The following is a 23,181-nucleotide window of genomic DNA, read 5'->3' as shown; positions in this document are numbered from 1 at the left end:
CTTCTCTAATGCGTATGAGGCACAGGAGAAGAAGGTAAGTAAGTAGGAGATTTTGTTAAAGTATTATCAAGCGTATTTTTAATAGGTCCATAATAAGCCGCTGCTATTATTAATAATGCTGCAATAGCCCAAGGCAATAATTTATTAACTGGTTTAATATTAGGCTCATCATGATAAGCTTCAGCTACAGGGAACTCAACCACACCACCTTCATTTACTGACTTGCTAAATAATGTACCAAAGAAAGTTATGAAATAAAATATTGCAGCTATAGTCATTATTATACCGCCCATTACTGTTGTAAGTGTAGTAAACAACCAGAAAGGTTCAAAACTATCTCCACCCATGTTTAAGTATGATAATCCCATATTAGTTCTTCTTGGTTCGCCATATTCTAATCCGCCCATTTTTAGTCCTGTAGAGAAAATCATTAAACCAACAAACCAAAAGTAAGGCACCATAAGGTTTAAAGTTTTGTATTTTACTTCTTTACCTAATATTTTGGTTATCATATATAAAGATAAACCTAAAATAGCTAAGAATACGGGACCACCTACAGTTAAGTGAAAGTGCCCTGGTATCCAACCTGTGTTGTGCACGGTAGCATTTAAGCTATAAGAAGCATTAACAATTCCGCCAGCTCCACCTCTTATAAAGATTAATAAACCTATAATTCCATAAGCAAATAGATATTTATTTTTGTCAAAATAAGGTAGTTTAAACATCCAGTCTAATAAGCCTTTAGCTCCATTTTTTCTACCAGCATACTCTAAAGAAGCAGCAACAGTAAATGCAGTTAATAAACTTGGTATAGCTACACCAAATGTTAAAATAGAGTGTATTAGTTTGTAACCTTTTTCAATACCCGGTTCCATAAATTGGTGGTGAGTACCAATAGGAATAGATAAGATAATGAATAAGGCAAAAACCAATCTACCAGCTTTGTCAGAATAAAGTTTGCCACCGGCTACTTGAGGTAAAATAGTATAATACATAATATATGCAGGCAATAACCAGAAATATACTAATGGGTGTCCAAAGAACCAAAATAATGTTCTTGTAAGTTCTACATTTATGCCTTCTATCCAACCTAAAGACCATGGTAATAAGAAAAATAATATTTCAACAGCTACAGATGCAGATGCAAAAAACCAAATAATGAAATTTGACAACATACCCCATACCGCTAAAGGCGTTTTTTTATCTGGGTTTTCTTTACGCCAAGAAGTGTAAAGCGGTATCCAGCCAAAAAATGCCACCCATGAACCTACTACTGCTAATGCTAAGCCTAAGTAAAATGCAGGATGAGCCATTAAAGGTGCGTAAAATGTGTAAAGTACGCTTGCTTTGCCCGATAGCATAGCTAAGGCTGCCATTAAAGTACCACCTACCATTAATACTACTGAAAGTATATTGGTAAATTTATTTAATTGTTTTCTCAAATAAAACATCATTAAGGCATTGCCAAAAGCAACGGCAAAAAATGTAGTTAACACTACAGCATTAATAACTCCGTGCAATGTCAATCCTTGATAATATTCTATACCTAAAAATGAGTTTCCGTGTATAATTCCTGAGCGGTATAAGGTTTGTAATAAACCGTTGTAAATACCCAAAATTAATAGGACAATTGGGAAAATTATTTCAATTAATAAAATAATTTTTGAACTTTTATTTATTTTAAATGCTTCCATTAATGTTTTAGTTTTTATTGAGTTACTTTAATTACACCTTTCATAAATTGATGCCCTGAGCCACAGTACTCGTGGCAGTAAATAGGGTAAATACCAGGCTTAGTGAATTTCATGGTTTTGTAGTTAATAGTGCCCGGTACGGCCATCATATTAACATTAGTACCTCTTAAATAAAATCCGTGTACTACGTCTTTTGCCGTAAGGAAAATTTCTAATTCACTTCCCACAGGTATTACTACTTCGGCTGGCTCAAAAGTCCACATTCTACCTACAGATTTAAGCTGATAATGCTTGCCTTCTTCTATAGTTACTAGTTCTCCTGATTCAAAAATAGTTTCGGGGGTAATACACTCCGGTACATCCTGCCCAAGTGCTTTTGACAAAATAAGCACTAAGAAAAATAAAAAGGTTATAAAAATTAAACCTAATGTCAATGCGGTTTTTTCTGATTTGTCCATATTTATTGAATTCTTGTTAAGGTTACGAAATAAACAAACAACCATAAGCCTGTTAAAAGCATGAGTAGCAGTACGAAAAATGCCATGGCTCCTTTGGGCTTAAAGTCTTTTAAGTCATCGTCTTGTTTTTTTAATTGTTCTTTATCCATTTTTAATATTTTTTAACAGTGCAAATTTACCAACTAACTTATTCATATCCTAATGATGAAAATCATTAATTAATATGATATTTGTCAAAATTTTGACAATGATATGACAAAAAGAAGAATCTATGGCTTTTCAAAGCATTTTTTTTATTTCGTGAGAATCAATAATTTAGTGCTCTATGTTAAATAAAGTTTTAATAATTGAAAACGAAGAGTCTGTTTTAAAGAATTTAAGTGAGATTTTAATTCTGGCAGGATACAATGTTTATAGGGCTATGAATGGTAAAGTGGGTATAGAACTTGCCATAAAAGAAGAACCTAATATTATACTATGTAGCGAAATTTTACCCGAATTAGACGGTTATGGTGTGCTAAAAATAATTAGTAAAGATGAAAATTTAAGGAAAATACCCGTAATTTTTATGAGTCCTAAAAGTTGTAATGAAAATTTTAGGACAGCAATGAACTTGGGAGCCGATGATTATTTGTCTATACCTTTTAAAGATGTGCAACTTTTAGAGTCTATAGAAACGAGATTGAGAAAATTTAAGTTTTTCAATCCTAAAAAAATGCAAGAAAATATTGGTAATATTGACACCCTTTTCAATTATAATAATGCCAAAATAAAAATGAAAAGTTTGTATAATCAAGAAGATATACAAATTTTTAGTGCTAAAGAAAGTTTGTACCATACAGGCGGTATTCCTAATGCTTTTTATTGGCTTAAAAAAGGAATGGTTAAAACTTATATGATAAATGAGCAAGGCAAAGAGTTAATAACAGGTTTGTATGGTCCTGGCGACCTTGTGGGGTTGATAGATTTATTTGGCTCTAATACTTATGTAGAAAATGCAAAATTTATTGATGATGGTATGTGCGTTATGATTTCCCGAAAAAACTTTCTGCAAGCTATAATAACCGATAGAGATATAGCTATGTATATATATTCTAAATTAAATTTTAGTGTTAATATTAGAAAAGAAAGACTGCTATATATGGCGTATAATTCTGTAAGAAAAAGAACTGCCGACTGCTTAATTTGGCTTTGCCATGTATATAATAAAGAAAATAAATATCCATTTCATATAAATTTTTCCCGGGAGGATTTAGCTTCATTAGTAGGTACAGCTAAAGAAAGCGTAATTAGAATGTTGTCAAATTTTAAAGAAGAAGGTATTATAGAAACCCATTCCTCTGAATTAGTAATATTAGACAGAGGAAAATTGGATAGAGTAATAGGATAATATTGTACCTTTGCCCAAATTTTAAATTATTATAGTTAATGAAGTATTTATCAATTTTATTTGTATCGGTTTTATTATTAATGTCTTGTAAAAATTCGGGGGGCAATGAAGCCACACACCAGCATGATGGAAAATCGGGAGCAAGTACTAAAAAAGATTCATTGCAATATGCACAAGAAACACATTTTAAAAATATACGTCAGCTTACTTACGGTGGCGATAATGCCGAAGCATACTGGAGTTTTGACGGAAAATCTTTAGTTTTTCAAAGAAAATATCCTAAAGATAGTATTATGTGCGATCAGATTTTTATAGGAGATATACCTGCCGAAGGACAAGATTTTGAATTTAACATGGTAAGCACAGGAAAAGGAAGAACTACGTGTTCTTATTTCTTGCGTGGCGACACTACCATTATTTATGCATCTACACATTTAAAACATGAAAACTGTCCGCCAGAGCCGGATAAAAGTAATGGATATGTATGGCCATTATATACTGAGTTTGAACTTTTTATAGCAGATAGAGAGGGAAATATACTAGAACAATTGACAGATAATGACTATTATGATGCAGAAGCAACAGTTTCGCCTACGGAAAATAAAATAGTTTATACATCTACTAAAAGTGGCGATTTAGAATTGTATGTTTTAGATTTAGATACCAGAGAAGAAATTCAAATAACCGATGAATTAGGTTATGACGGTGGAGCTTTTTTCTCGCCAGACGGTAAAAAATTAGTGTGGCGTAGTTCAAGACCAAAAACAGAAGAAGAAATAAAACACTATACCGATTTGTTGGCTAAAGATTTAGTAGAACCCAGCGATATGGAAATATACGTAGCTAATATAGACGGAACGGATAAAGTGAAAGTAACCGATTTAGGTGGAGCTAACTGGGCACCGTTTTTTCATCCAAGTGGAGAGAAAATATTGTTTTCAAGCAACCATAAAACTACAACCATACCTTTTAATTTATACATGATAAATATAGACGGTACAGGCTTAGAGCAAATAACTTACGATGGTATGTTTGATGCTTTTCCTATGTTTTCTCCAGATGGCAAGCATTTGGTGTTTTCTTCTAATAGAAACAATGGAGGCACAAGAGATACCAATATGTTTATGGTAGATTGGGTGGAGTAAATTTATTGCTCTTATTCAGCATTGCAAGCACATCTAAAACCTACATGTTCAAAGGTAGAATTAGGTGTGGCAAACATACGTGCAGTGGGTCTATAGCCGGAGCAGTAGGAGTCATTGCACAAAAATGAACCGCCTCGCATAGTTTTTTCAGCATAATAATTACTTGTATTTATAGGATTTTTTAAGGGAGCAGTAGAGTAGTAGTCCTCTGTATAATTATCAGCACACCATTCCCAAACGTTGCCGTACAAATTATATATATCTAAAGTGTCAGATTTAAACAAATTTACAGGAGCGGCATTATAAAATCCATCGCTTGTATCATTTCTTAAAGGAAAATTTCCCTGCCAAGTGTTTGCTCTGTTTTGACTTATAATAGTATTTGAATATAATTGTTTAGCCGTGTGTTCCCATTCGGCTTCTGTAGGTAGCCGTTTATTTTTCCATTGGCAATATGCAGTAGCGTCATACCAACTTACATGAACTACGGGCAATGTGCCGTCAGAATAATTTTTCCAACTAATATTTTTTACAAAATGCCACCAATTGTTTTCTTTTTCTTGAAAAACAAATGAGCCTGCTTCAAAAAAAGCTTCTCCTATGGTGTAGTTTTTTTGGGCAGTGGTTTTATAATTAGTAGCTTTTATAAATTTAGCAAAATCGGCATTGCTTACTTCCATTTTATCTATATAAAAAGCGTCTAAAATAACTTTATGTGCAGGAGCTTCGTTTTTATATCCAAAATCATTTCCCATTATAAAAGAGTCCGATTTTATTAAAACCATATCAGAAATATCGGGCGTTTCATGGTTAGTTATTGAATTAACACTTTGCATTTGAACTTCATTAAAATCGTTCCAATTACTATACTTTTCTGTAGATTTACTTTTACAAGAAAACATAATAATTAATAATAGAAAGAAAAACTTGTTCATAACTAAAATAGTACGCCCACTATAAAATTTAAGTTGTGTGACTGAACCCTAAATGTGTTTTTAGTAGCATTATTTAATCCTATGCTGTAGTTTACATCAAAGTTAAACATATATATATCAAACTGAGTACCGAACCTAAAAGAAAAATGAGGATTTCTTAGTGTGCTTTGTTTGGGTTTTAGCACTTGAGGCTGATTAGAGCCTTTTGTATAATATAGCGATTTAACATGAAATTTGGTAACAAAACCTCCATATAAGAAATGCCTAAAATATCGGTTTTTGTACGTTAAAAATCCCGATGTTAAGGGTATTTCAAAAGAGTTTAATTGCAGTTGATAATTATTGGGATTTGGTTTGGCTAAAGTAAAATCAACATAATTTCTTACAAAATCAAAACCTACTTCAAACATTCTTTTTTTGTGAATTAATCTAAAGCTAAAACCACCTTGAAACCCGCCATAATTATCGGTTTTTATAGAATCTCTTTTTTCTACATAATTATTTATCTGACCACCAAAACGAACTTTTAAGTGCATTTTAGGTTTTTGTGCTTGGGTTACATTTATCAACCCAACAAACAGGATAATATAAAATAATACAGTTTTCATTATGCCGGGAAAAGATATTCTTTGCCATCTATAATAAATTTATGATCCATTATTCTGGGCCACATTGGTTTTTTAGGTAAATAATTGTTTTGCCACTCTTTGTGTTTGTTGTACAATGTAATAAAAAGATCGGGCATTTGTTCTCTTAAATTGTATTTTTCCGATTTATCGGTTTTTAAATTATACAGTTCAGCCCAGCCGTCTTTTGTACTTAGTATCATTTTATAATCTCCATCACGCAATGCCCAAATATGGTCGGCTCGCCAAAAAAGTAACTGGTGTGGCTGCGTATCTATTTCATTAGTTAAATAAGGTAGTAAATTTACTCCGTCATATTCTCTATCGGTAGGCAGTTGCCCGCCTATATTTAAAATAGTAGTTGTAAAAATATCGGTAGAGGAAACAGGATAAGTGTATCTTAAACCTTGCGGAATATGATTTTTCCATTTCATCATAAAAGGAACATTAATGCCACCTTCAAATTGAGTAAGTTTGCCACCTTTTAAAGGCCCGTTGGTAGTAGCTCCCGTGTATGTGGCTCCGCCATTATCGCTTATAAAATATATAATGGTGTTTTCTTCAAGTCCTTCGTCTTTTAATTTTTGATGAATTTCGCCTACGGCATCATCTAAAGCACTTATCATAGCGTAATACACCCTTTTGTTTTCGTCTTTTATGTGCATATATTTTGCATAATAATCTACCGGAGCTTGAAAAGGTTCGTGCGGAGCAGAAAATGAGCAGTATAAAAAGAAAGGTTTGTCTTTATTTTCGTCTATAAAATTTAAGGCTCTGTCTTTTATAGCAAAAGTGAGGTACTCTTTTTCTTTAATTATTTTGCCTTGTTCTCTAATAGCTCCGCCTTCATTTCTACCTGAACGCCATTGATATTTAGCACTATAATTATCATGATAAAAATTTACTACGCCATTAGTAACTTCTTGAGGTGTGTACCAAGAAAAAGCACCGTAAAAACCATATTGATAATCAAAACCTCTTTTTAAAGGTATGTGTTTTTGCGATTCGCCTAAGTGCCATTTTCCTGTTACGCCTGTTGTATAACCATTCTTTTTTAGTATTTCGGCTAAATTTATTTCAGAAGGTGGCACACCTTGTTTTAAAATTTCCCATTCCCTTGGGTAAACGGGTTTCGTTCGCAATACAAAATCGCCTGTATTGGTTAAAAATTTGCCTGTTAAATACTCTATAAAGTTAGAAGGGTAGTATTCCATTATTTGGGTTTCGTAGCCGTAGCGGTTTTGTACTCTACCTGTCATAATTCCCGCTCTGGAGGGAGCACAAGTGGGAGCAGTAACATACGCTTCTTCAAAAACAACGCCCTCATTGCCTATGGCATCAATATTAGGTGTGTTTATATAATCTACACCTTCATAAGCCGATACTTCATATTTGCCTAAATCATCGGCTATAATTAAAACAATATTAGGCTTTTGAGAATTGGGAGTTGTAGTTTCTTTTAAAAAAGCTTTTTTGCCTTTTATCATGTTTTTATCCCACTTTATTCTCCATTTTAGTGAGCCTATAGACAATGGATAGCAGGCATAGAAAGCAATAATTATAATTATGGTAATAAATAATATTGCTTTACTATATTTCATAATTAAAATGTGGCAATGGCAGAAATTTCTACATTAACATCTTTAGGCAGGCGAGCCACTTGCACAGTTTCTCTTGCAGGATATTCGCCACTAAAGTAAGAACCGTAAACTTCATTTATTTTACTAAAATTATTCATGTCGGAAATAAAAATAGAAGTTTTAAGCACATTATCAAAAGTTAATCCAGCTTCATTTAGTATGGCTTTTAGGTTTTTCATTACCATGTGCGTTTCATCTTCTATAGAACTTGTAACTAATTCTCCAGTTTTTGGGTCGGCAGGTATTTGCCCACTTATAAAAAGCATACCATTAGCTTTAGTAGCTTGGTTGTACGGACCAATAGGAGCAGGGGCACTTTTTGTATTAATTATTTGTTTTTTCATATTCAGAATGTTTTGGTTTAAATTTGAAGCAAATATATGGATTTAAAAATTTTAGATAGAGAAGATATTGACGAAAAAAGATGGAATGGCTGTGTACATTTTGCTATAAGTGCCATGCCGTATGCCTACACTTGGTATTTAGATAATGTTTGCGAAGAATGGAAAGGCATAGTTTATGATAATTATAAAATAGTAATGCCTTTGGTTATAGGTAAAAAAATGGGTATTGAGTATTTGTATCAACCTTTCTTTACGCAGCAGTTAGGTATATTTTCTACCATGCCTTTAAATCAGCAGAATATTGATGAGTTTTATAATGCCATTCCTAAAGAATATAAGTACATAGATATAAATTTTAACGAAAGTAATTACTCGCCTACATCAGTAAAAGGAGAAGAAAGAGACAATTATTTATTAGAACTACATTATAACTATGAAACTTTAGAGCAAAATTTTTCAAAAAACTTAAAGAGGAAATTAAAAAAGGCACAAGAAGAAGGTTTATTTGTGGCTACAGATGTAAAACCTGAACAGTTAGCAGATTTTTATAAAAAACACACAGCAAATAAAATTAAAGGTTTTAAAGAAAAACACTACTACACCATACTTAGAATTGTTTATAAAGCGTTATCATATCAAATGGGTGTTATTTTAGGTGTAAAAAATAAAGAAGGAGAACTGTTGGCGGTTAATTTTTTAATAAATCATCCTCAGCGGATTATAAACTTGTTGCCATCAAGCAGTAAAGAGGGATTAGAGAAAAATGCTATGGCAGTTTTGTTAAATCATATTATACAATATAATGCAGGGCAAAAAAAATATTTAGATTTTGAAGGCTCTATGATAGCAGGAATAGCAAGGTTTTATGCCTCTTTTGGAGCAAAGCCGGCAAAATATTTTAGAATAAAAACAAATCATTTACCAAAAATTTTGCGTATATTCAAGAAATAATATTAGATTAGCGTACAATTGAAAAACTGACAGCATGAAAAAAAATATACTTTTAATAGCATTTTTTTTAATTAGCGTATTTGCAATAAATGCACAAGACATACATTTTTCGCAGTATTATGCTTCGCCATTAACTTTAAATCCGGCACTTACAGGTTTAATTAATGGAGATTTTAGAGTAGCAGCCAATTATAGAGGACAATGGTTCCCTGTTCCTTCTGCCAATGCAAAAGCTCCGTATAATACTTATTCTGCTTCTTTTGATATGCCTTTGTTTAAAAGAAAATTACGAGAGAATGGTTTAGGTGTAGGTGCTGTGTTTTATGCAGATGAAGCAGGGAATGGTTCATTAGCTACTTATGCAGCTATGGCATCTATTGCTTATCATCAATCGGTTGACCGCTTTGGTAGAAGCCGACTATCCTTGGGTTTTCAAGGAGGCTATGTGCACAAAAGAATATTTCAGTACGATTTATTATTTGAAACGCAGTTTGATAGAAGTCTAAACTCATTTAATCCATTTTTTGATAATGGAGAAGCAAGTTTTAACTCTCCAAGTTTTGGATATTTTGATTTGAATGCCGGAGCATTGTTTTCATCAAGAGCTACAGATAAGTTTAGCTACTACTTAGGTTTTGCAGCTAACCACATAACAAGACCGGGAGAATCTTTTTTAGGCGATAAAAAGAATAAATTAGATATGCGTTATACGGCTCATGGTGGGGCATCTATAAAAGTAGGAAAGTATTTTAAAGTATTGCCTACCGTGTTGTATATGATGCAAACACAAGCACAGCAACTTAACTTAGGTACAGGTTTTGAATATGCTTTTAGCGATGAGTTTAAAGGTTTTGCCGGAGCATGGACACGTTTAGTGGGCGGAGTAGATAAATGGACTAACGATGCTGTTATTTTTACAGTAGGCGTAGAAACTTATAATACCAGAATAGGAGCAAGTTATGATTTTAACACTTCTACATTTAGAGGAGCAAGTCAGTCGGTGGGAGCTTTTGAAATAAGTGTAGTATATATTCATAATAATCAAGAGCCGGGTAGAATACAGTACGAAAGATTTTGTCCTAATTTTTAATAGGATTTAAAGAAATAAATTTAAAATTCCGGGTTTTTAATCAAGCTCGGAATTTTTATTTTTACACAATTATGAATCACTTTACACTACAATCATATTTATCTGCAAACATTGATATAGATAATCAAAAATTGCAAGAATTATTATCTAAATGTGCTATTAAACTGTATAAAAGTGGTTCGTTTTTGCTAAAAGAAGGAGAGAAAAGTCAATTTTCTTTCTTTGTAGAAAAGGGACTGCTTCGCCAATATTCCATAGATAATAAGGGGAAAGAACACATTATACAATTTGCTCCTGAAAAATGGTTTTTGGCAGATAGAGAAAGCGTATATCTCAAGCAGCCCTCATCCTATTTTATACAGGCTTTAGAAGATACGGAAGTGTTTTTAATAGAAGAAAAGCTAATGGACAAACTTTCTGCTTCGGACAATAATTTTATGCGTTTTAATAATCAACTTTTGCACAAGCATATAGCAAGCCTGCAAAAGAGAATAACGCAACTACAAAGTGCTACTGCCGAAGAACGCTACTTAGATTTTATAAAAACTTATCCAGATATACTGCTGCGTGTACCGCAAACTATGGTAGCTTCATACCTTGGTATTACTCCGGAAAGTTTAAGCCGTATAAGGAAAGGTTTAGCGGAAAAGAATTATAACTCATCCTGTTAGGGTGGGTGTCTATAGAAGAGAGATGTTTCCTCCTGTACATCATTGCGAAAAAATTATGACGGAGGAGTAATTTTTGCGGCAATCTCCTATTCTTTTAATGATTAATTACGAATGACTAAACAATAAACCATGGCATAATCTCTTTTAAATAAAATTTTGCATACAAGTTTGTCAGTTAAATTAATTATTACTACCTTTGCAGTCCTTTAAAAATTAAAAGATATGAAACAAGGAATTCATCCGGAAAATTATAGATTAGTTGTGTTTAAAGACATTTCTAATGATGAAGCTTTTATAACACGTTCTTGTGCTCCATCTAAAGAAACTATTACTTGGGAAGATGGTAATGAGTATCCTTTAGTAAAATTAGAAATTTCTAATACTTCGCATCCTTTCTTTACAGGTAAAATGAAGTTTGTAGATACTGCGGGTAGAATAGATAAATTCAACAAAAAATACTCAAGAAAGAAATAATTTTTTGAATAGTAAAGAATATAGAGAAGCACTACATTACGTAGTGCTTCTTTGTTTTTTAGTGTTTTTAAAAGACGAGTTCAAAGCGTGCGTCTTTGCGAGAGAGGCACGAACGAAGCAAACTATTTTATTCTTCTTTCACTCGATTTCATCAGGATGACGAACGTGATAGATTTATAATCCAAACTACCCAAAAACGTCATCCTATGTTTGTGATAAGAATTAAATTTGAATAATTATTAACAAGAAAAGTAAGGGTAAAGAGAAAGATTGTAATTCGTCATTTGTCATAAAGACCGTACGGAATGTTAGTCCCTTTACCCCTTACTACAAAAACCTGAACAGAACATGAAGCATAAAGCTTGCATTAAGGATAGATAGGAAATTGTAGTAATTACTTTTCACAAATTAAATATCTATGTGTAAAGTTATAGGAATAGACATTAGTAAACAAACATTTGATGTAGCATTTGAAGAAAAAAATAAATGGCATCATAAGGTTTGTAAAAACAATCTTAAAGGATTTAAAGAATTAGCATCTTATATGGATGAAGATAGTCGTGTTGTGATGGAAGCCAGTGGTCCATATTATTTACAATTAGCAATGTATATACATAAGTTAGGAGTTAAGGTAAGCGTAGTAAATCCATTAGTAATAAGAAGATATAGCCAAATGAAGCTATTACGAGCCAAAACAGACAAAAAAGATGCTCAAACGATAGCAGAATATGGAAAAGAACAAAAGCCAAGTTTATGGAAGCCACAAGATGAAACAATAATACACCTTAGGCAAATACATACTTCATTAGAATTATTAGAAAAGCAAATAAGACAGACTAAGAATCAGTTAGAAGCATTTCAGTCAAGTGGTATAATTTGCAAAGAAGTAAAGCATGAATTAAAGCAACAAATAAGAACATTAGAGAAAAGAAAACAACGATTAGAAGAAAAGATGAATGAGCTGTCAGAACAAGAGTATAGCGAAACTTTAGCAAGATTGGAGAGCATACCGGGTATAGGAAGAAAGACAGCAATAATGTTGACGGTAATAACTAATAATTTCAAGAATTTTGAGACAAGTAAGCAGTTAATAGCATATGTAGGTTTTAGTCCAAGAAAGTATGAAAGTGGAACGAGTGTAAGAGGTAAAGGTCATATTTGCAAAATGGGAAAAGCACAGATAAGGAAACTACTATATTTGTGTAGTTGGTCAGCCAAGAAGTGCAACAAAAGCTGTATAGAAATGTATAAGAGATTAAAAGAAAAAGGAAAGCCGGAGAGAGTAATAAAAATAGCTATAGCTAACAAACTAATAAAACAGGCATTTGCTATTGGAAAATATGAAAGAAATTATAATGAAAATTTTCAACCAAATACTTGTTTTTAAACACAGAACATTCCTGTGAAAGCAGGAATCCCATACCTAAAACGATTGATAATTCTAATTTTAAACAAACAAATCAGTAACCAGCTATTTATCTATTTCATAATCTTTCTTTGCGACTTTGCATCTTTGCGAGAAATAAAGAATGAGAAATAAAACTCCCGTTAAGCTAAATTTTGTTTATCCTCAAAACAATCAGTAATTTTGTTTAAAACAAATTCTCTATGAAAATATATACAAAAACGGGCGATTTAGGCGAAACTTCTTTATATGGAGGCAAACGGATGTCAAAAGCTAATATTAAAATAGATGCTTACGGAACGGTAGATGAACTAAATGCTCATATAGGTTTAGTTAAAGATGTTTGTGGTGAGATACAGCACGATATACTGCTAAAAATTCAAGAGAATTTATTTGTAATAGGAGCTTTTTTGGCTACTCCGGCAGATAAGGAAAATAAGTTTTTTGAAAATGTGAATGAAAAAGACATTGAAGTCTTAGAAAAACAGATAGATTTAATGAATGAATCGCTAAAACCACTAACAAAATTTATTTTACCGGGTGGACATCAATATGTTTCTTCATGCCATATAGCAAGAACAGTGTGTAGGAGAGCCGAAAGAATAGTGGTGGATTTAAGTAGTGTAGAAAATGTTAATCCATTGATAGTGAAATACTTAAATAGACTTTCAGATTACATTTTTGTTCTTTCAAGATTTTTGGCAAGCAAATTGAGTGTAAATGAAATTGAATGGCTTCCTAAAAAGAATAAATAATTAGGAAAAACGTTCAAATTATATTACCTTTGCACGCCTTAAAATTAATAAGAAAAATATGTTTTGGACATTAGAATTAGCAACATACTTAGAAGATGCACCTTGGCCATCTACAAAAGATGACTTAATTGATTTTGCAATACGTTCCGGTTCGCCAGTAGAAGTTATTGAAAATCTACAGGAATTAGAAGATGATGATGAAGTTTATGAAGGAATAGAAGATATTTGGCCCGATTATCCAACAAAAGACGATTTCTTTTTTGACGAAGAAGAATATTAGCCTTATACTATACTAATAAAGTAGCTTAATAATGTTGCCTATTATTTCAAGCAGAAAATTTATAGGCTTGCATTTTGCATTTATTCATTATTTTTGTTTTATCAAAACGAAAATACCCTGCTTAGCTCAGAAAATAAAAAGATAATACTTGGTTTAAAGATTAAAAGCTTTAGAAAAAAACTCAATTTAACAGCTCAAGAGTTAGCTAAAGAGTCGGGCTTATCTAATTCTTATTTAAACGAAATAGAAAAAGGTAGAAAATACCCCAAAAAAGATAAACTTTTGGCATTGGCAGATGCTTTAAAAATTAAGGAAGAAGAACTTACCTCATTAAAACTTCCTAAAGAATATGCTTCTTTTGAATTGCTGTTAAAAACAAATATACTTTCCGAGCTCCCCTTAGATTTATTGGGTTTAGATTTGAATAACATTATAGATGTTTTATCCAATTCACCAACAAAAATAAGTGCCTTTTTAAATACAATTATTGAAATAGCTCGTAATCATGATATGGAAACGGAGTATTTTTATTTTTCTGTATTGCGATCTTATCAAGAGTTAGAAGATAATTATTTTAAAGAAATTGAGCATCAAGCAAACAATTTTAGAAGTACTCACCATTTATCATTGAATATAAAAATTGAAAGTTCTGTCTTGAAATCTTTGTTGATTGAGGAGTATAATTATAAATTTGACATTTTGCCCAACGATATTCAAAATGTTCGTTCGGTATGTAAAGGAAATACTCTCTATTTGAATAAAGATTTAAACGAGCATCAATTATTGTTTGTATTGGGAAGAGAAATTGCTTTTAATTTTATGAAATTGAAGCCACGACCTTTAGTTACTACTTTTTTTAACGGTGCAGGTTTTTCTGAAATATTTAATAATTTTCAAGCTTCATATTTTGCTACAGCTTTGTTATTACCAGAAGAAAAAATGGTTGAAGATTTAAAAGTTTTTTTTAGCAAAACTAAATGGGATGCTGCATTATTTGAAAAAATGATAGATAGTTTAGGTGTTTCTGCCGAAATGTATATGCACCGTTTGACGAATATTTTACCTACTTTTTTCAATCTAAAATCCTTGTTTTTCCTCCGTCTTTCTAAGCCAAAAGAAAGAGATAGTTTTAATATAACAAAAGAATTGCATTTGGGCAGACTGCACAATCCGCATGCTATAAGCAAAGAGCTACACTATTGCAGAAGGTGGGTTAGCGTACAATCTATTAAAGAATTAGAAGCTAAAATGGAAAAAACAAACGATGTAGATACCGTAGTAATTGATGCTCAAATATCAGATTATTACGATAGCAGAGATAAGTATTTTATTATTTCGGTGGCTCGTCCTATGTACCCTGTTAGTGGATTTAGCACCAGTGTTAGCGTAGGAATTTATATAGATAAAATTTTCAACCCAAAAATTGCTTTTGCACAGGATAAAGACATAAAAATTAAAAAAGTTAATGAAAACTGTGAAATGTGTGCTATTGCAGACTGTAAACAGCGTGCCGCCACCGCTTCAATTTATCAAAGAAAACAGCGTGTGCAGAACTTAAACCGCAATATTCAGAACTTTTTGAAAAAATAAACACTCTTTAATGCAACATTGTTGCATTAATTATTACATTTGCAAAGTGAAATACCTTTTCATTTTAGTAATATTGCCATTTTCTTTAGTAAGCCAAAACTGTAATATAGTTGTAAAAGGCAAGGTTATAGATAATCATGACAATGAAAATCTTGAATTTGCATCTATAGTTTTGGGCGAAGGAAATAATTTTACTTATTCTGATGAAAATGGGTTTTTTCAGTTAGAAAACGTATGCGAAGGTTCGTACCATATTACGGTTAATCATTTGGGATGCGAGCAGTTGCAATTTTACACAACCATAAAAAAAGATACATTTATTACCATAAAAATGGAGCATCATGCAGAACTGCTTGAAACAATAACCGTATCTAAAAAGAGAAATTCAAATGCTGCCAACAGTACTTCAAATGTTCAGTTGAAAAAGGAATTAATAGATAGAAAATCGGGCGAATCATTAGGAAAAGTAATAGAAGGTGTAACTGGCGTAAATAATGTAGAAACAGGAAACGGAATAAGCAAACCTATGATTCATGGTTTGTTTGGCAATAGAATAGATATTATAAACAATGGTTTTGCCGTAAAAGGGCAAAATTGGGGGATAGAACACGCTCCGGAAATTGATCCTTTTTCTGTTAATGATATTACCATAATTAAAGGAGCTTCGGCTTTAAAATATTCTACCAGAGCAATGGCAGGAGCTATACTTTTAAATGATAAGCACCTACCTACAGATAAGCACGTGCATGGCAATTATAATTTTGCCGGATTTTTAAATGGTTTAAAACTGTCTAACAGCCTTACTTTAGAAGGAGGAATAAAAAAATCGGATATTTTTAAGTGGCGAGTTCAAGGGAGCTATACAAGGGCTGGCGATACTAAAACGCCCAACTATTATTTAACCAACACAGGTATGGAATCGGGAGGGACATCGGTACAGTTAGGTATTACTAAAAGTAAATTTATAACGGAATTAAGCTATAAATTTTATTACTTAAACACAGGGATTTTAGCCGGTTCGCATATAGGCAACACTACAGATTTGCAAGAAGCATTTCATAGAAACGAGCCTTTTGCTACACAGCCCAATTTCAGCTATAAAATTAATAAACCGTATCAAAATGTAATGCACCATACGCTTAATTTATCTCATAAACAGTTTCTTGAAAAAGGGGAGTTGACTTTAACCTACAATTTTCAATACAACAAAAGGAAAGAATATGACGTGCGTAGAAGCTCAGAAAAACCTTCTTTGTTTTTAAATATGATGAGCAATAATTTTTCTGCCGATTATGAAAATGAAATAAAAAAATGGAAATATAATATTGGTATGCAATACGAAAATACTTCCAATTTTAATAGTCCTGAATTGAATGTTAAGCCTCTTATACCTAATTATTTAAGAAACAAAATAGCACCATACTTTATTAATAGTTATGAGCTTAATAAAATTACTTTTGATTTAGGGTTAAGATATGAATTAGAGTTTTTATCTGCTAAATATTACGATAATAAAGTAGTAAAAAATCCTAAACATACTTTTAATAATATTTCTACAAATGTAGGCTTTAATTATTCTGTTTTTAAAAATACACAATGGCGGTTAAACTTAGCTTATGTTAAGCGTTCTCCAGAAATTAACGAACTATATAGCAATGGATTGCACCACGGAGCAGCAGCAATAGAAAGAGGAGATAGCACTATACAAAATGAGCAACTTTTATCTTTTTCTACAAGTTTTACTTATTCAAAACCCAATAGAGTTAGTATAGAATTAAGTCCATATTATCAATATTTCTTTAATTATATAGATTTGGTATTGCAGCAAAATGTAGAATTAACCATAAGAGGAGCTTTTCCCGTCTATAATTTTAAAGCTTCAAGAGCTCAAATATGGGGTTTTGATATAGGTATGCAAACTCATGTTTATCAAAATTTAGTGTGGAAATTGAAAAGTGCTATTGTTAGAGGCAAAAATTTAGATAACGATAACAACTTATCCTTTATGCCTGCCGATTATTTAGAAAATGCTTTGCAGTATAGTTTTCCTATAAAAAAACATGAAATGCAAGTAGAGGTGGGCGTTAAAAATGTTTGGCAGCAAATTAGAACACCACAGTTTGATTTTGTAGATGCTCCTAAAGGATATACCTTATTAAACGCAGCTGTAGGAGGTAAAATAAGAATGAAAAAAACCTCATTAATGTGGCAACTTGAAGCCGATAATATTTTAAATACATCATACAGAAATTATTTAAACCGCTGGAGATATTATGCCGATGAAATAGGTACACAACTGGTACTTAGAACTAAAATTGATTTTTAACCAAATAAATATAAATAACATGAAAAAATTTTTTATTACAGCAACCGTTTTTTTAGTCTTATTGGCTTCGTGCGAAAAAGACCCACATGAACACAATGATGAAGAACTAATAACAACACTGAAAGTTGATTTTACTAATACGCAAAGTGGAGCAGTTAGTACATTATTGTTTCAAGATTTAGATGGAGATGGGGGAGATGCACCTGTAATTACAGCAGATAATTTAGCAGCTAATGCATCTTACACCGTAGCACTTAGCGTTTTAAATGAAAGTGAATCGCCAGCCGATAATATTACTGCGGAGATACAGGAAGAAGCTGTAGACCACCAGTTTTTCTTTGAAAAAAGCAGTGGTTTAAACTTAAATTTTAGCTATAATGATGCAGATGAAAATGGGAAACCAATAGGTTTATCTAATACAGCTACAACAGGAGTAGCAAGCAATGGTACTTTAACGGTAACACTTAGACATCAACCAGACAAAGGTGCTTCCGGTGTTTCGGCAGGAGATATTACTAATGCAGGAGGAGCTTCAGATATTGAAGTTACTTTTAATGTAGTAGTACAATAGTAAACTAAAACGTAACTATACTACTAACAGGTACTTTTGGGTATTCTTTGTTAATAACAGCAGATGCACCCAAAAAACTAAGGTTTACTAGGAAATTGAAGGAGTGCACTATGCCTCCTTCTTTTTCTATAAGCTTGGCAGCAGCTATGGCGGTTCCGCCCGTGGCTAACAAGTCATCGTGTATCATCACTTTCCAGCCTTTTTGTATATGTCCTTTGTGTATTTCAATTACTGCTGAGCCATATTCCAAATTATATTCTATTCTTTCAGTTTCGGCAGGCAACTTTCCTTTTTTTCTTAAAGGAATAAACGGCACACCCAGCTTTTGAGCTATCAATGTACCAAACCAAAAACCTCGGCTTTCAATTGCCGTAATAGCATCGGGTTTTTCTTCTATAGCATTGGCTAAAGCATCTACCACTTCATTTGTTAGCTCGGGATTTAATAAAACGGTAGTTAAATCTTTAAAAACTATTCCTTCTTTTGGGAAATTGGGAACATCTCTGATTATGCTTTTTAATTTTTTTTCTAAGGTCATTATTCTATACTTAAATAAGGTGTTATTTTATCTATTTCACTTTGCGAAAAAATAGAAGTATTTATTATTTCATTAATGTTTTTTACAGCTCCGTGGGTTTTAACATATTTGCTAATAATACTTGCTTTTTCGGTACTAAGATAAGGATGGTTTTTCAATGTTTTCCAATCTGCTTTATTAATATTTATTGTTTTTATTTTGCCATTGGTATAAACCTGTGGAGCAATGTTTTCATACATTTCCGGCTTCATTCCATAAACTTCTAAAAGTTGCTCTTTATTATTAAATCCACCCAGCAAATCTCTGTATTTTATTATTCTGCCGGCAAAAACAGCTCCTATACCTTTTATTTTCCTTAATTCTGTAGAATCGGCAGTATTTATGTTTACGTATATTTTTTCATTGCTACTTTCTAAAGTTTCTTTTTCCTTGGTTTTTTCTGCTGTGGTTTCGTTTTTATGCTCTGTTGCAGCGGTGATTTTTTCTACTTTTTTATTGTCTAAAACAATATAATCTTTAAGGTCATTATATAAATTATCCGAAACGCCATACACCTTTTTTAAGTCTTCTTTTTTATAAAATTTTCCGCCTTTGTTTCTATAATTAAGCAGGGTAGAAGCTGTTTTTTCTGTAAAACCAAGTTCTATTAATTGATTTTTACTAACAGTATTTGGGTTAAAAGGAAAGAGCTTTTGAGATGAGGCAGATGATTCTATTTCTTCATTAAAAGCATCTATTTCTGTACTGTCTTGCGGAGTATTAAACTGTGCTAAAATTTTGGTGTTATCAGCAGGTATTTCTTCGGCAGGTTTGAAAAGTGTGAATAATTTAGGTGCAATAAACACTAAAATAATAATGAGCAGTAAAGCTATAACGCCTCGCTGCTCATTATTACTTAAATTAAAATATTCTTTAAAGAATTTAAACACGTTTTTCTTTTATTTTTTTAATATAAAGTTCCAATTCTTCTTTCACTTTAGGATATAAAAATAACAATCCAATCATATTGGGTACCATCATTCCAAAAATCATAGCATCGGAAAAATCCAATACATTTCCCATTTTTGCAGCGGCACCTATAACTACAAATACGCAAAAAAGAATTTTATAAGTCAATTCGGTATTTTTTGTTTTACCAAACAAATATGTCCACGACTGTAGTCCGTAGTACGACCAGCTAATCATGGTGCTAAACGCAAATAAAACTACGGCACCCGTAAGAATGTACTGGAAATTTGGAATATTGGTTTCAAAAACATAGTTGGTTAATTCTACACCCGATAAAACTTTTTCTGTTCCTGCTATTAAAGTGCCACCGTCTGAACCGCCAAACTGATAAAATCCTTCTAAATTTCCTATTACAATTACTAAAGCGGTAATAGTACAAATTACTACGGTATCAATAAATGGCTCAAGCAAAGCTACTAATCCTTCGCTGGCGGGAAATTTTGTTTTTACAGCAGAGTGGGCAATAGCCGCACTTCCTACACCTGCTTCGTTTGAGAATGCTGCTCTTCTAAATCCTTGAATTAATACGCCTAAAAAACCACCTGTAATGGCTGTAGGAGAGAAAGCTTTTGTTACTATGGCACTCACAGCTTCTGGAACTAATTTAATATTCATAAAAATAATAACTAAGGCTGCACCTACATAAATTACCGCCATAAAAGGAACTATTTTTTCTGTAACTTGGGCTATTCTTCTAATACCTCCAATAATAACAGCTCCTACAAGTAATGCCATAGCTATACCAAAAATCCACCCTTTACCGGCTATAAAACTTTCATGTCCGCCTGTTACGTTTCTAAATATTTCAAAAGCTTGATTAGCTTGAAACATATTGCCCCCACCAAACGAACCACCTATACACAAAATGGCAAAAGCAACTGCTAAAACTTTACCAAAACTTTTAAAGCCTTTATCCGACATTCCTTTGCTTAAATAATACATAGGTCCGCCATAAATAGTGCCTGTATGGTGGTTGCGTTCTCTATATTTTACCCCTAAAGTACACTCCACAAATTTTGAAGACATACCCAGCAATCCGGCAATTATCATCCAAAAAGTGGCTCCGGCTCCACCTACCACCACGGCTACCGCCACTCCTGCAATGTTTCCTAAGCCTACCGTGGCACTCAAAGCTGCCGTTAAGGCTTGAAAATGAGTTACTTCGCCATGTGTTCCTTCTATTCTTATCGTATCAGGGTTGTCTCTTTCAGAAATATTGGGCTGATTAGGGTCTGTTTCTACATGTTCAAAATCTCCTCTAATGGTTTTTATAGCCAAAGGAAGAAATCTGATATTGGGAAACCCAAAGTATAAAGTAAAAAATAAAGCTCCCACTATTAATGGAATTAAAACCCAGTTTAAACCTACACCTTCGCTAATAGGAATTTGCCAAAAAATAAATTTGACAAACCACCCCGTAGCTATTCCAAAAAGTTCATCTATTTTGCTGTCTAAACCTACGTGTTCTTGTGCAAAATTTAGGGTAAAAATACTTAGAGTAAAAATTAAAGTAATTAGTTTTTTCATAAGGTGTTTTATTAAAGAGGTGCTAAAATAAGAAAATATTAGAGATATGTTAAACTACTGTTAATTTAATTATTAATAACTATCTGTTTATATTTCTATAATTCCGTTCATTTCGGATATTTGTATTAAATTATTTACCAATTTATTTTTGATTAAGATCAGTTAAAAGTGCACCTTAAGTTTGTAAGCGGGGTATCCATTAACCGAACTCAGGTTTAGATTGCTTCGCTCGTGCCTCACTCGCAAAGACGTGCATTGGTTATACTCGTGCCATGACTTCAAGTCGTGGCACGAATACAATCAACTTCCGTACGTTATTGCGAAAAAATTATGACGGAGGAGTAATTTTTGTAGCAATCTCATTTCCTTGAGTGGCTATCCCTCTTTTTCAATGCGAATCCGATATTAGAATATTATATATTCCTAAACGGTATAATTCCAAAAACTGTATAATCCCCAATAAGCAAAGCTGACAATAAGCATTATATATATTAGATTGTTAGAAATTAATAGGGCTTTTATCCATCTTTTTGTTTTGGCTGATTTTAACTGTTTTATTGTATATAAAATAACGGGAACAATAATTAAGAGTAGCAAAAAGGGAGTGTATGATGAAGCACTAATTAAATTTGAACTGTAATGTTTGTATGGAGCATCAAAATAGTAGATGTACAAATTGGTAGCTAAAACAAACAGATAAGCCGTTAATAATAAATTCATTGCAGATAAAAAGATTAAAGCCTTTGTAGAAATATCCTTATTTTTATTTTTGATGATGTGAACACCTATGAGCAAAGCAAAAAAAGTTAAAAAACCACCCAATATTACAAGCGAAACTCTAAGCAGAGGAGTAGTTAGTGGAGTCTTATAATTTTGTAGCCTTTCAAATTCTTTGTTTGTTGGAAATAATTCCGGAATACTTAAAGTATGATTGCCTTTTGCTAATTCTTCGGCTAAATTGTATTGAATAGTGGATTGGTAATTGTGATAAAAATATAGATTGACTAATCCGTCTTTTAAATCCCAAATAGAAGTAAGTAGCGTACCGTCTCCATTTCTACTTCTACACACGTGCATGGTGTCTGAAAGGGCTGTGCAATAATCTAATGTAGGAACTACTTGATGGGTATTTAGAAAATCTTCTCCATTTTTATATCTATTAAATTTTCTTGCTTGTTTATTATCTGTTATGGAAGGACAAAAATTAGATAACACATAATTTTCATCATTACCTTCTATAATCTTGTACGGCTCAACAACTATATATTTTCCTGTGCTATCAATATATATAAAAACATGGTCGTAAAAAAAACTATGGTCGTATTGGTCAATGTAGTCTTTCACTTCTTCAACTGTTGCACATTTATGCAGTATATCTGTTAAGTAATTTACTTCATCTGTAATTTTATTTCTACTTAAAAATGGATTATCTTGTTTAGGGTAATATGCACCTAAACGCGAAAACGTGAGCCCCATTTCATTCATTCCCGATTGTGGAGCAGTTCTACTGTTAGATACTTGTCTTGACCCGGTAAAAGCAGCACCAAATTCATTTTTATTTTTTGCATTTTCAAACCAAATTTTAGAAGTAGTTCTCCAGGCATCTTCATTGCAACCAACCATTGTTTTGCCATCTGCTGTAATTTTATACATACTACATGCCTTAACCTTGCTTTCAAATAATACAATAAGGAGAAACGTGAGTAGTATTAAAAAGGTTTTGCTAATTTTCATAATCAAAAAACGGACTCTTAGTTTTTAAA

Annotated in this window: 23 protein-coding genes; 12 read left to right on the top strand and 11 right to left on the bottom strand. The window is 32.3% G+C overall.

All coding sequences use genetic code 11. From position 1 onward, the window contains the following. Positions 1–5: 5 nt before the first annotated feature. Genes H6578_06680 through H6578_06670 form a run of 3 tightly spaced genes read right to left on the bottom strand, consistent with a single transcriptional unit; the run spans position 6 to position 2,301 of the window. Positions 6–1,694 (bottom strand): cbb3-type cytochrome c oxidase subunit I, encoded by a 1,689-nt coding sequence (locus H6578_06680; protein ID MCB9226829.1) that lies wholly within the window; start codon positions 1,692–1,694, stop codon positions 6–8. Between the two features lie 14 nt (positions 1,695–1,708). Continuing rightward, positions 1,709–2,152, bottom strand: coding sequence for a cytochrome C oxidase subunit II (locus tag H6578_06675; GenBank protein MCB9226828.1), 444 nt, complete (start codon positions 2,150–2,152; stop codon positions 1,709–1,711). Positions 2,153–2,154: 2 nt separating this feature from the next. Then, positions 2,155–2,301 (bottom strand): hypothetical protein, encoded by a 147-nt coding sequence (locus H6578_06670; protein ID MCB9226827.1) that lies wholly within the window; start codon positions 2,299–2,301, stop codon positions 2,155–2,157. 176 nt (positions 2,302–2,477) lie between these two features. Between H6578_06670 and H6578_06665 the strand changes: the two genes are divergently transcribed. Further along, complete coding sequence (locus H6578_06665) at positions 2,478–3,542, top strand: response regulator (protein ID MCB9226826.1); 1,065 nt, start codon at positions 2,478–2,480, stop codon at positions 3,540–3,542. A gap of 38 nt (positions 3,543–3,580) precedes the next feature. Further along, positions 3,581–4,687: a PD40 domain-containing protein gene (locus H6578_06660; protein MCB9226825.1), complete on the top strand. Its 1,107-nt coding sequence runs from the start codon at positions 3,581–3,583 to the stop codon at positions 4,685–4,687. A gap of 11 nt (positions 4,688–4,698) precedes the next feature. Here the strand turns inward: H6578_06660 and H6578_06655 are convergent, their stop codons facing one another. From H6578_06655 to H6578_06640, 4 genes are read right to left on the bottom strand one after another with little or no spacing between them, the layout of a single operon-like run. Beyond that, on the bottom strand, positions 4,699–5,622 hold the full coding sequence (locus tag H6578_06655; GenBank protein MCB9226824.1) for a formylglycine-generating enzyme family protein: 924 nt from the start codon (positions 5,620–5,622) through the stop codon (positions 4,699–4,701). Positions 5,623–5,624: 2 nt separating this feature from the next. After that, positions 5,625–6,230, bottom strand: a complete 606-nt coding sequence (locus tag H6578_06650) for a hypothetical protein (protein ID MCB9226823.1) — start codon at positions 6,228–6,230, stop codon at positions 5,625–5,627. Continuing rightward, positions 6,230–7,849, bottom strand: a complete 1,620-nt coding sequence (locus H6578_06645; protein MCB9226822.1) for a sulfatase-like hydrolase/transferase — start codon at positions 7,847–7,849, stop codon at positions 6,230–6,232. The genes H6578_06650 and H6578_06645 overlap by 1 nt, the downstream gene beginning before the upstream one ends. 2 nt (positions 7,850–7,851) lie before the next feature. Beyond that, complete coding sequence (locus tag H6578_06640; GenBank protein ID MCB9226821.1) at positions 7,852–8,232, bottom strand: RidA family protein; 381 nt, start codon at positions 8,230–8,232, stop codon at positions 7,852–7,854. 36 nt (positions 8,233–8,268) lie between these two features. Between H6578_06640 and H6578_06635 the strand changes: the two genes are divergently transcribed. The 10 genes from H6578_06635 to H6578_06590 all read left to right on the top strand — a co-directional run bounded on the left by H6578_06635 (position 8,269) and on the right by H6578_06590 (position 18,345). Further along, positions 8,269–9,183, top strand: coding sequence for a GNAT family N-acetyltransferase (locus H6578_06635; GenBank protein MCB9226820.1), 915 nt, complete (start codon positions 8,269–8,271; stop codon positions 9,181–9,183). A 34-nt stretch (positions 9,184–9,217) separates the two neighbouring features. Next, positions 9,218–10,273 carry a PorP/SprF family type IX secretion system membrane protein gene (locus H6578_06630; GenBank protein MCB9226819.1) on the top strand — a complete coding sequence of 352 codons (1,056 nt, stop codon included), beginning with the start codon at positions 9,218–9,220 and terminating at the stop codon, positions 10,271–10,273. Positions 10,274–10,344: 71 nt separating this feature from the next. Beyond that, the gene (locus H6578_06625; GenBank protein ID MCB9226818.1) at positions 10,345–10,944 is read left to right on the top strand and encodes a Crp/Fnr family transcriptional regulator; all 600 of its coding nucleotides are present in this window, start codon (positions 10,345–10,347) and stop codon (positions 10,942–10,944) included. A gap of 222 nt (positions 10,945–11,166) precedes the next feature. Beyond that, positions 11,167–11,418 carry a type B 50S ribosomal protein L31 gene (locus H6578_06620; GenBank protein ID MCB9226817.1) on the top strand — a complete coding sequence of 84 codons (252 nt, stop codon included), beginning with the start codon at positions 11,167–11,169 and terminating at the stop codon, positions 11,416–11,418. 418 nt (positions 11,419–11,836) lie between these two features. Then, complete coding sequence (locus H6578_06615) at positions 11,837–12,805, top strand: IS110 family transposase (GenBank protein ID MCB9226816.1); 969 nt, start codon at positions 11,837–11,839, stop codon at positions 12,803–12,805. Between the two features lie 221 nt (positions 12,806–13,026). Continuing rightward, positions 13,027–13,578 (top strand): cob(I)yrinic acid a,c-diamide adenosyltransferase, encoded by a 552-nt coding sequence (locus tag H6578_06610; GenBank protein ID MCB9226815.1) that lies wholly within the window; start codon positions 13,027–13,029, stop codon positions 13,576–13,578. Positions 13,579–13,636: 58 nt separating this feature from the next. Next, positions 13,637–13,858: a DUF2795 domain-containing protein gene (locus H6578_06605; GenBank protein MCB9226814.1), complete on the top strand. Its 222-nt coding sequence runs from the start codon at positions 13,637–13,639 to the stop codon at positions 13,856–13,858. 93 nt (positions 13,859–13,951) lie between these two features. Next, on the top strand, positions 13,952–15,448 hold the full coding sequence (locus tag H6578_06600) for a helix-turn-helix domain-containing protein (GenBank protein MCB9226813.1): 1,497 nt from the start codon (positions 13,952–13,954) through the stop codon (positions 15,446–15,448). Between the two features lie 46 nt (positions 15,449–15,494). Continuing rightward, positions 15,495–17,774, top strand: a complete 2,280-nt coding sequence (locus H6578_06595) for a TonB-dependent receptor (protein MCB9226812.1) — start codon at positions 15,495–15,497, stop codon at positions 17,772–17,774. Positions 17,775–17,793: 19 nt separating this feature from the next. Then, a complete protein-coding gene (locus H6578_06590; protein ID MCB9226811.1) occupies positions 17,794–18,345 on the top strand; it encodes a type 1 periplasmic binding fold superfamily protein in 552 nt (183 codons plus the stop codon). A gap of 4 nt (positions 18,346–18,349) precedes the next feature. On the opposite strand, the gene H6578_06585 is transcribed toward H6578_06590, so the two are convergent. The 4 genes from H6578_06585 to H6578_06570 all read right to left on the bottom strand — a co-directional run bounded on the left by H6578_06585 (position 18,350) and on the right by H6578_06570 (position 23,071). Next, positions 18,350–18,883, bottom strand: a complete 534-nt coding sequence (locus tag H6578_06585) for an adenine phosphoribosyltransferase (protein ID MCB9226810.1) — start codon at positions 18,881–18,883, stop codon at positions 18,350–18,352. After that, the gene (locus H6578_06580; protein ID MCB9226809.1) at positions 18,883–19,812 is read right to left on the bottom strand and encodes a helix-hairpin-helix domain-containing protein; all 930 of its coding nucleotides are present in this window, start codon (positions 19,810–19,812) and stop codon (positions 18,883–18,885) included. Before H6578_06580 ends, H6578_06585 begins: the two co-directional genes overlap by 1 nt. Next, positions 19,805–21,418 (bottom strand): alanine:cation symporter family protein, encoded by a 1,614-nt coding sequence (locus H6578_06575; GenBank protein ID MCB9226808.1) that lies wholly within the window; start codon positions 21,416–21,418, stop codon positions 19,805–19,807. Before H6578_06575 ends, H6578_06580 begins: the two co-directional genes overlap by 8 nt. A 423-nt stretch (positions 21,419–21,841) precedes the next feature. Continuing rightward, positions 21,842–23,071, bottom strand: coding sequence for a hypothetical protein (locus H6578_06570; GenBank protein ID MCB9226807.1), 1,230 nt, complete (start codon positions 23,069–23,071; stop codon positions 21,842–21,844). Positions 23,072–23,181: the final 110 nt, after the last annotated feature.

It is taken from the genome of Chitinophagales bacterium (assembly GCA_020635995.1).
In the GTDB taxonomy this organism is placed as follows: Bacteria; Bacteroidota; Bacteroidia; order Chitinophagales; family UBA8649; genus JAFMKE01.
The sequence above is the reverse complement of the archived record's forward strand: the minus strand, read 5'-3'. Positions and strand labels throughout refer to the sequence as shown.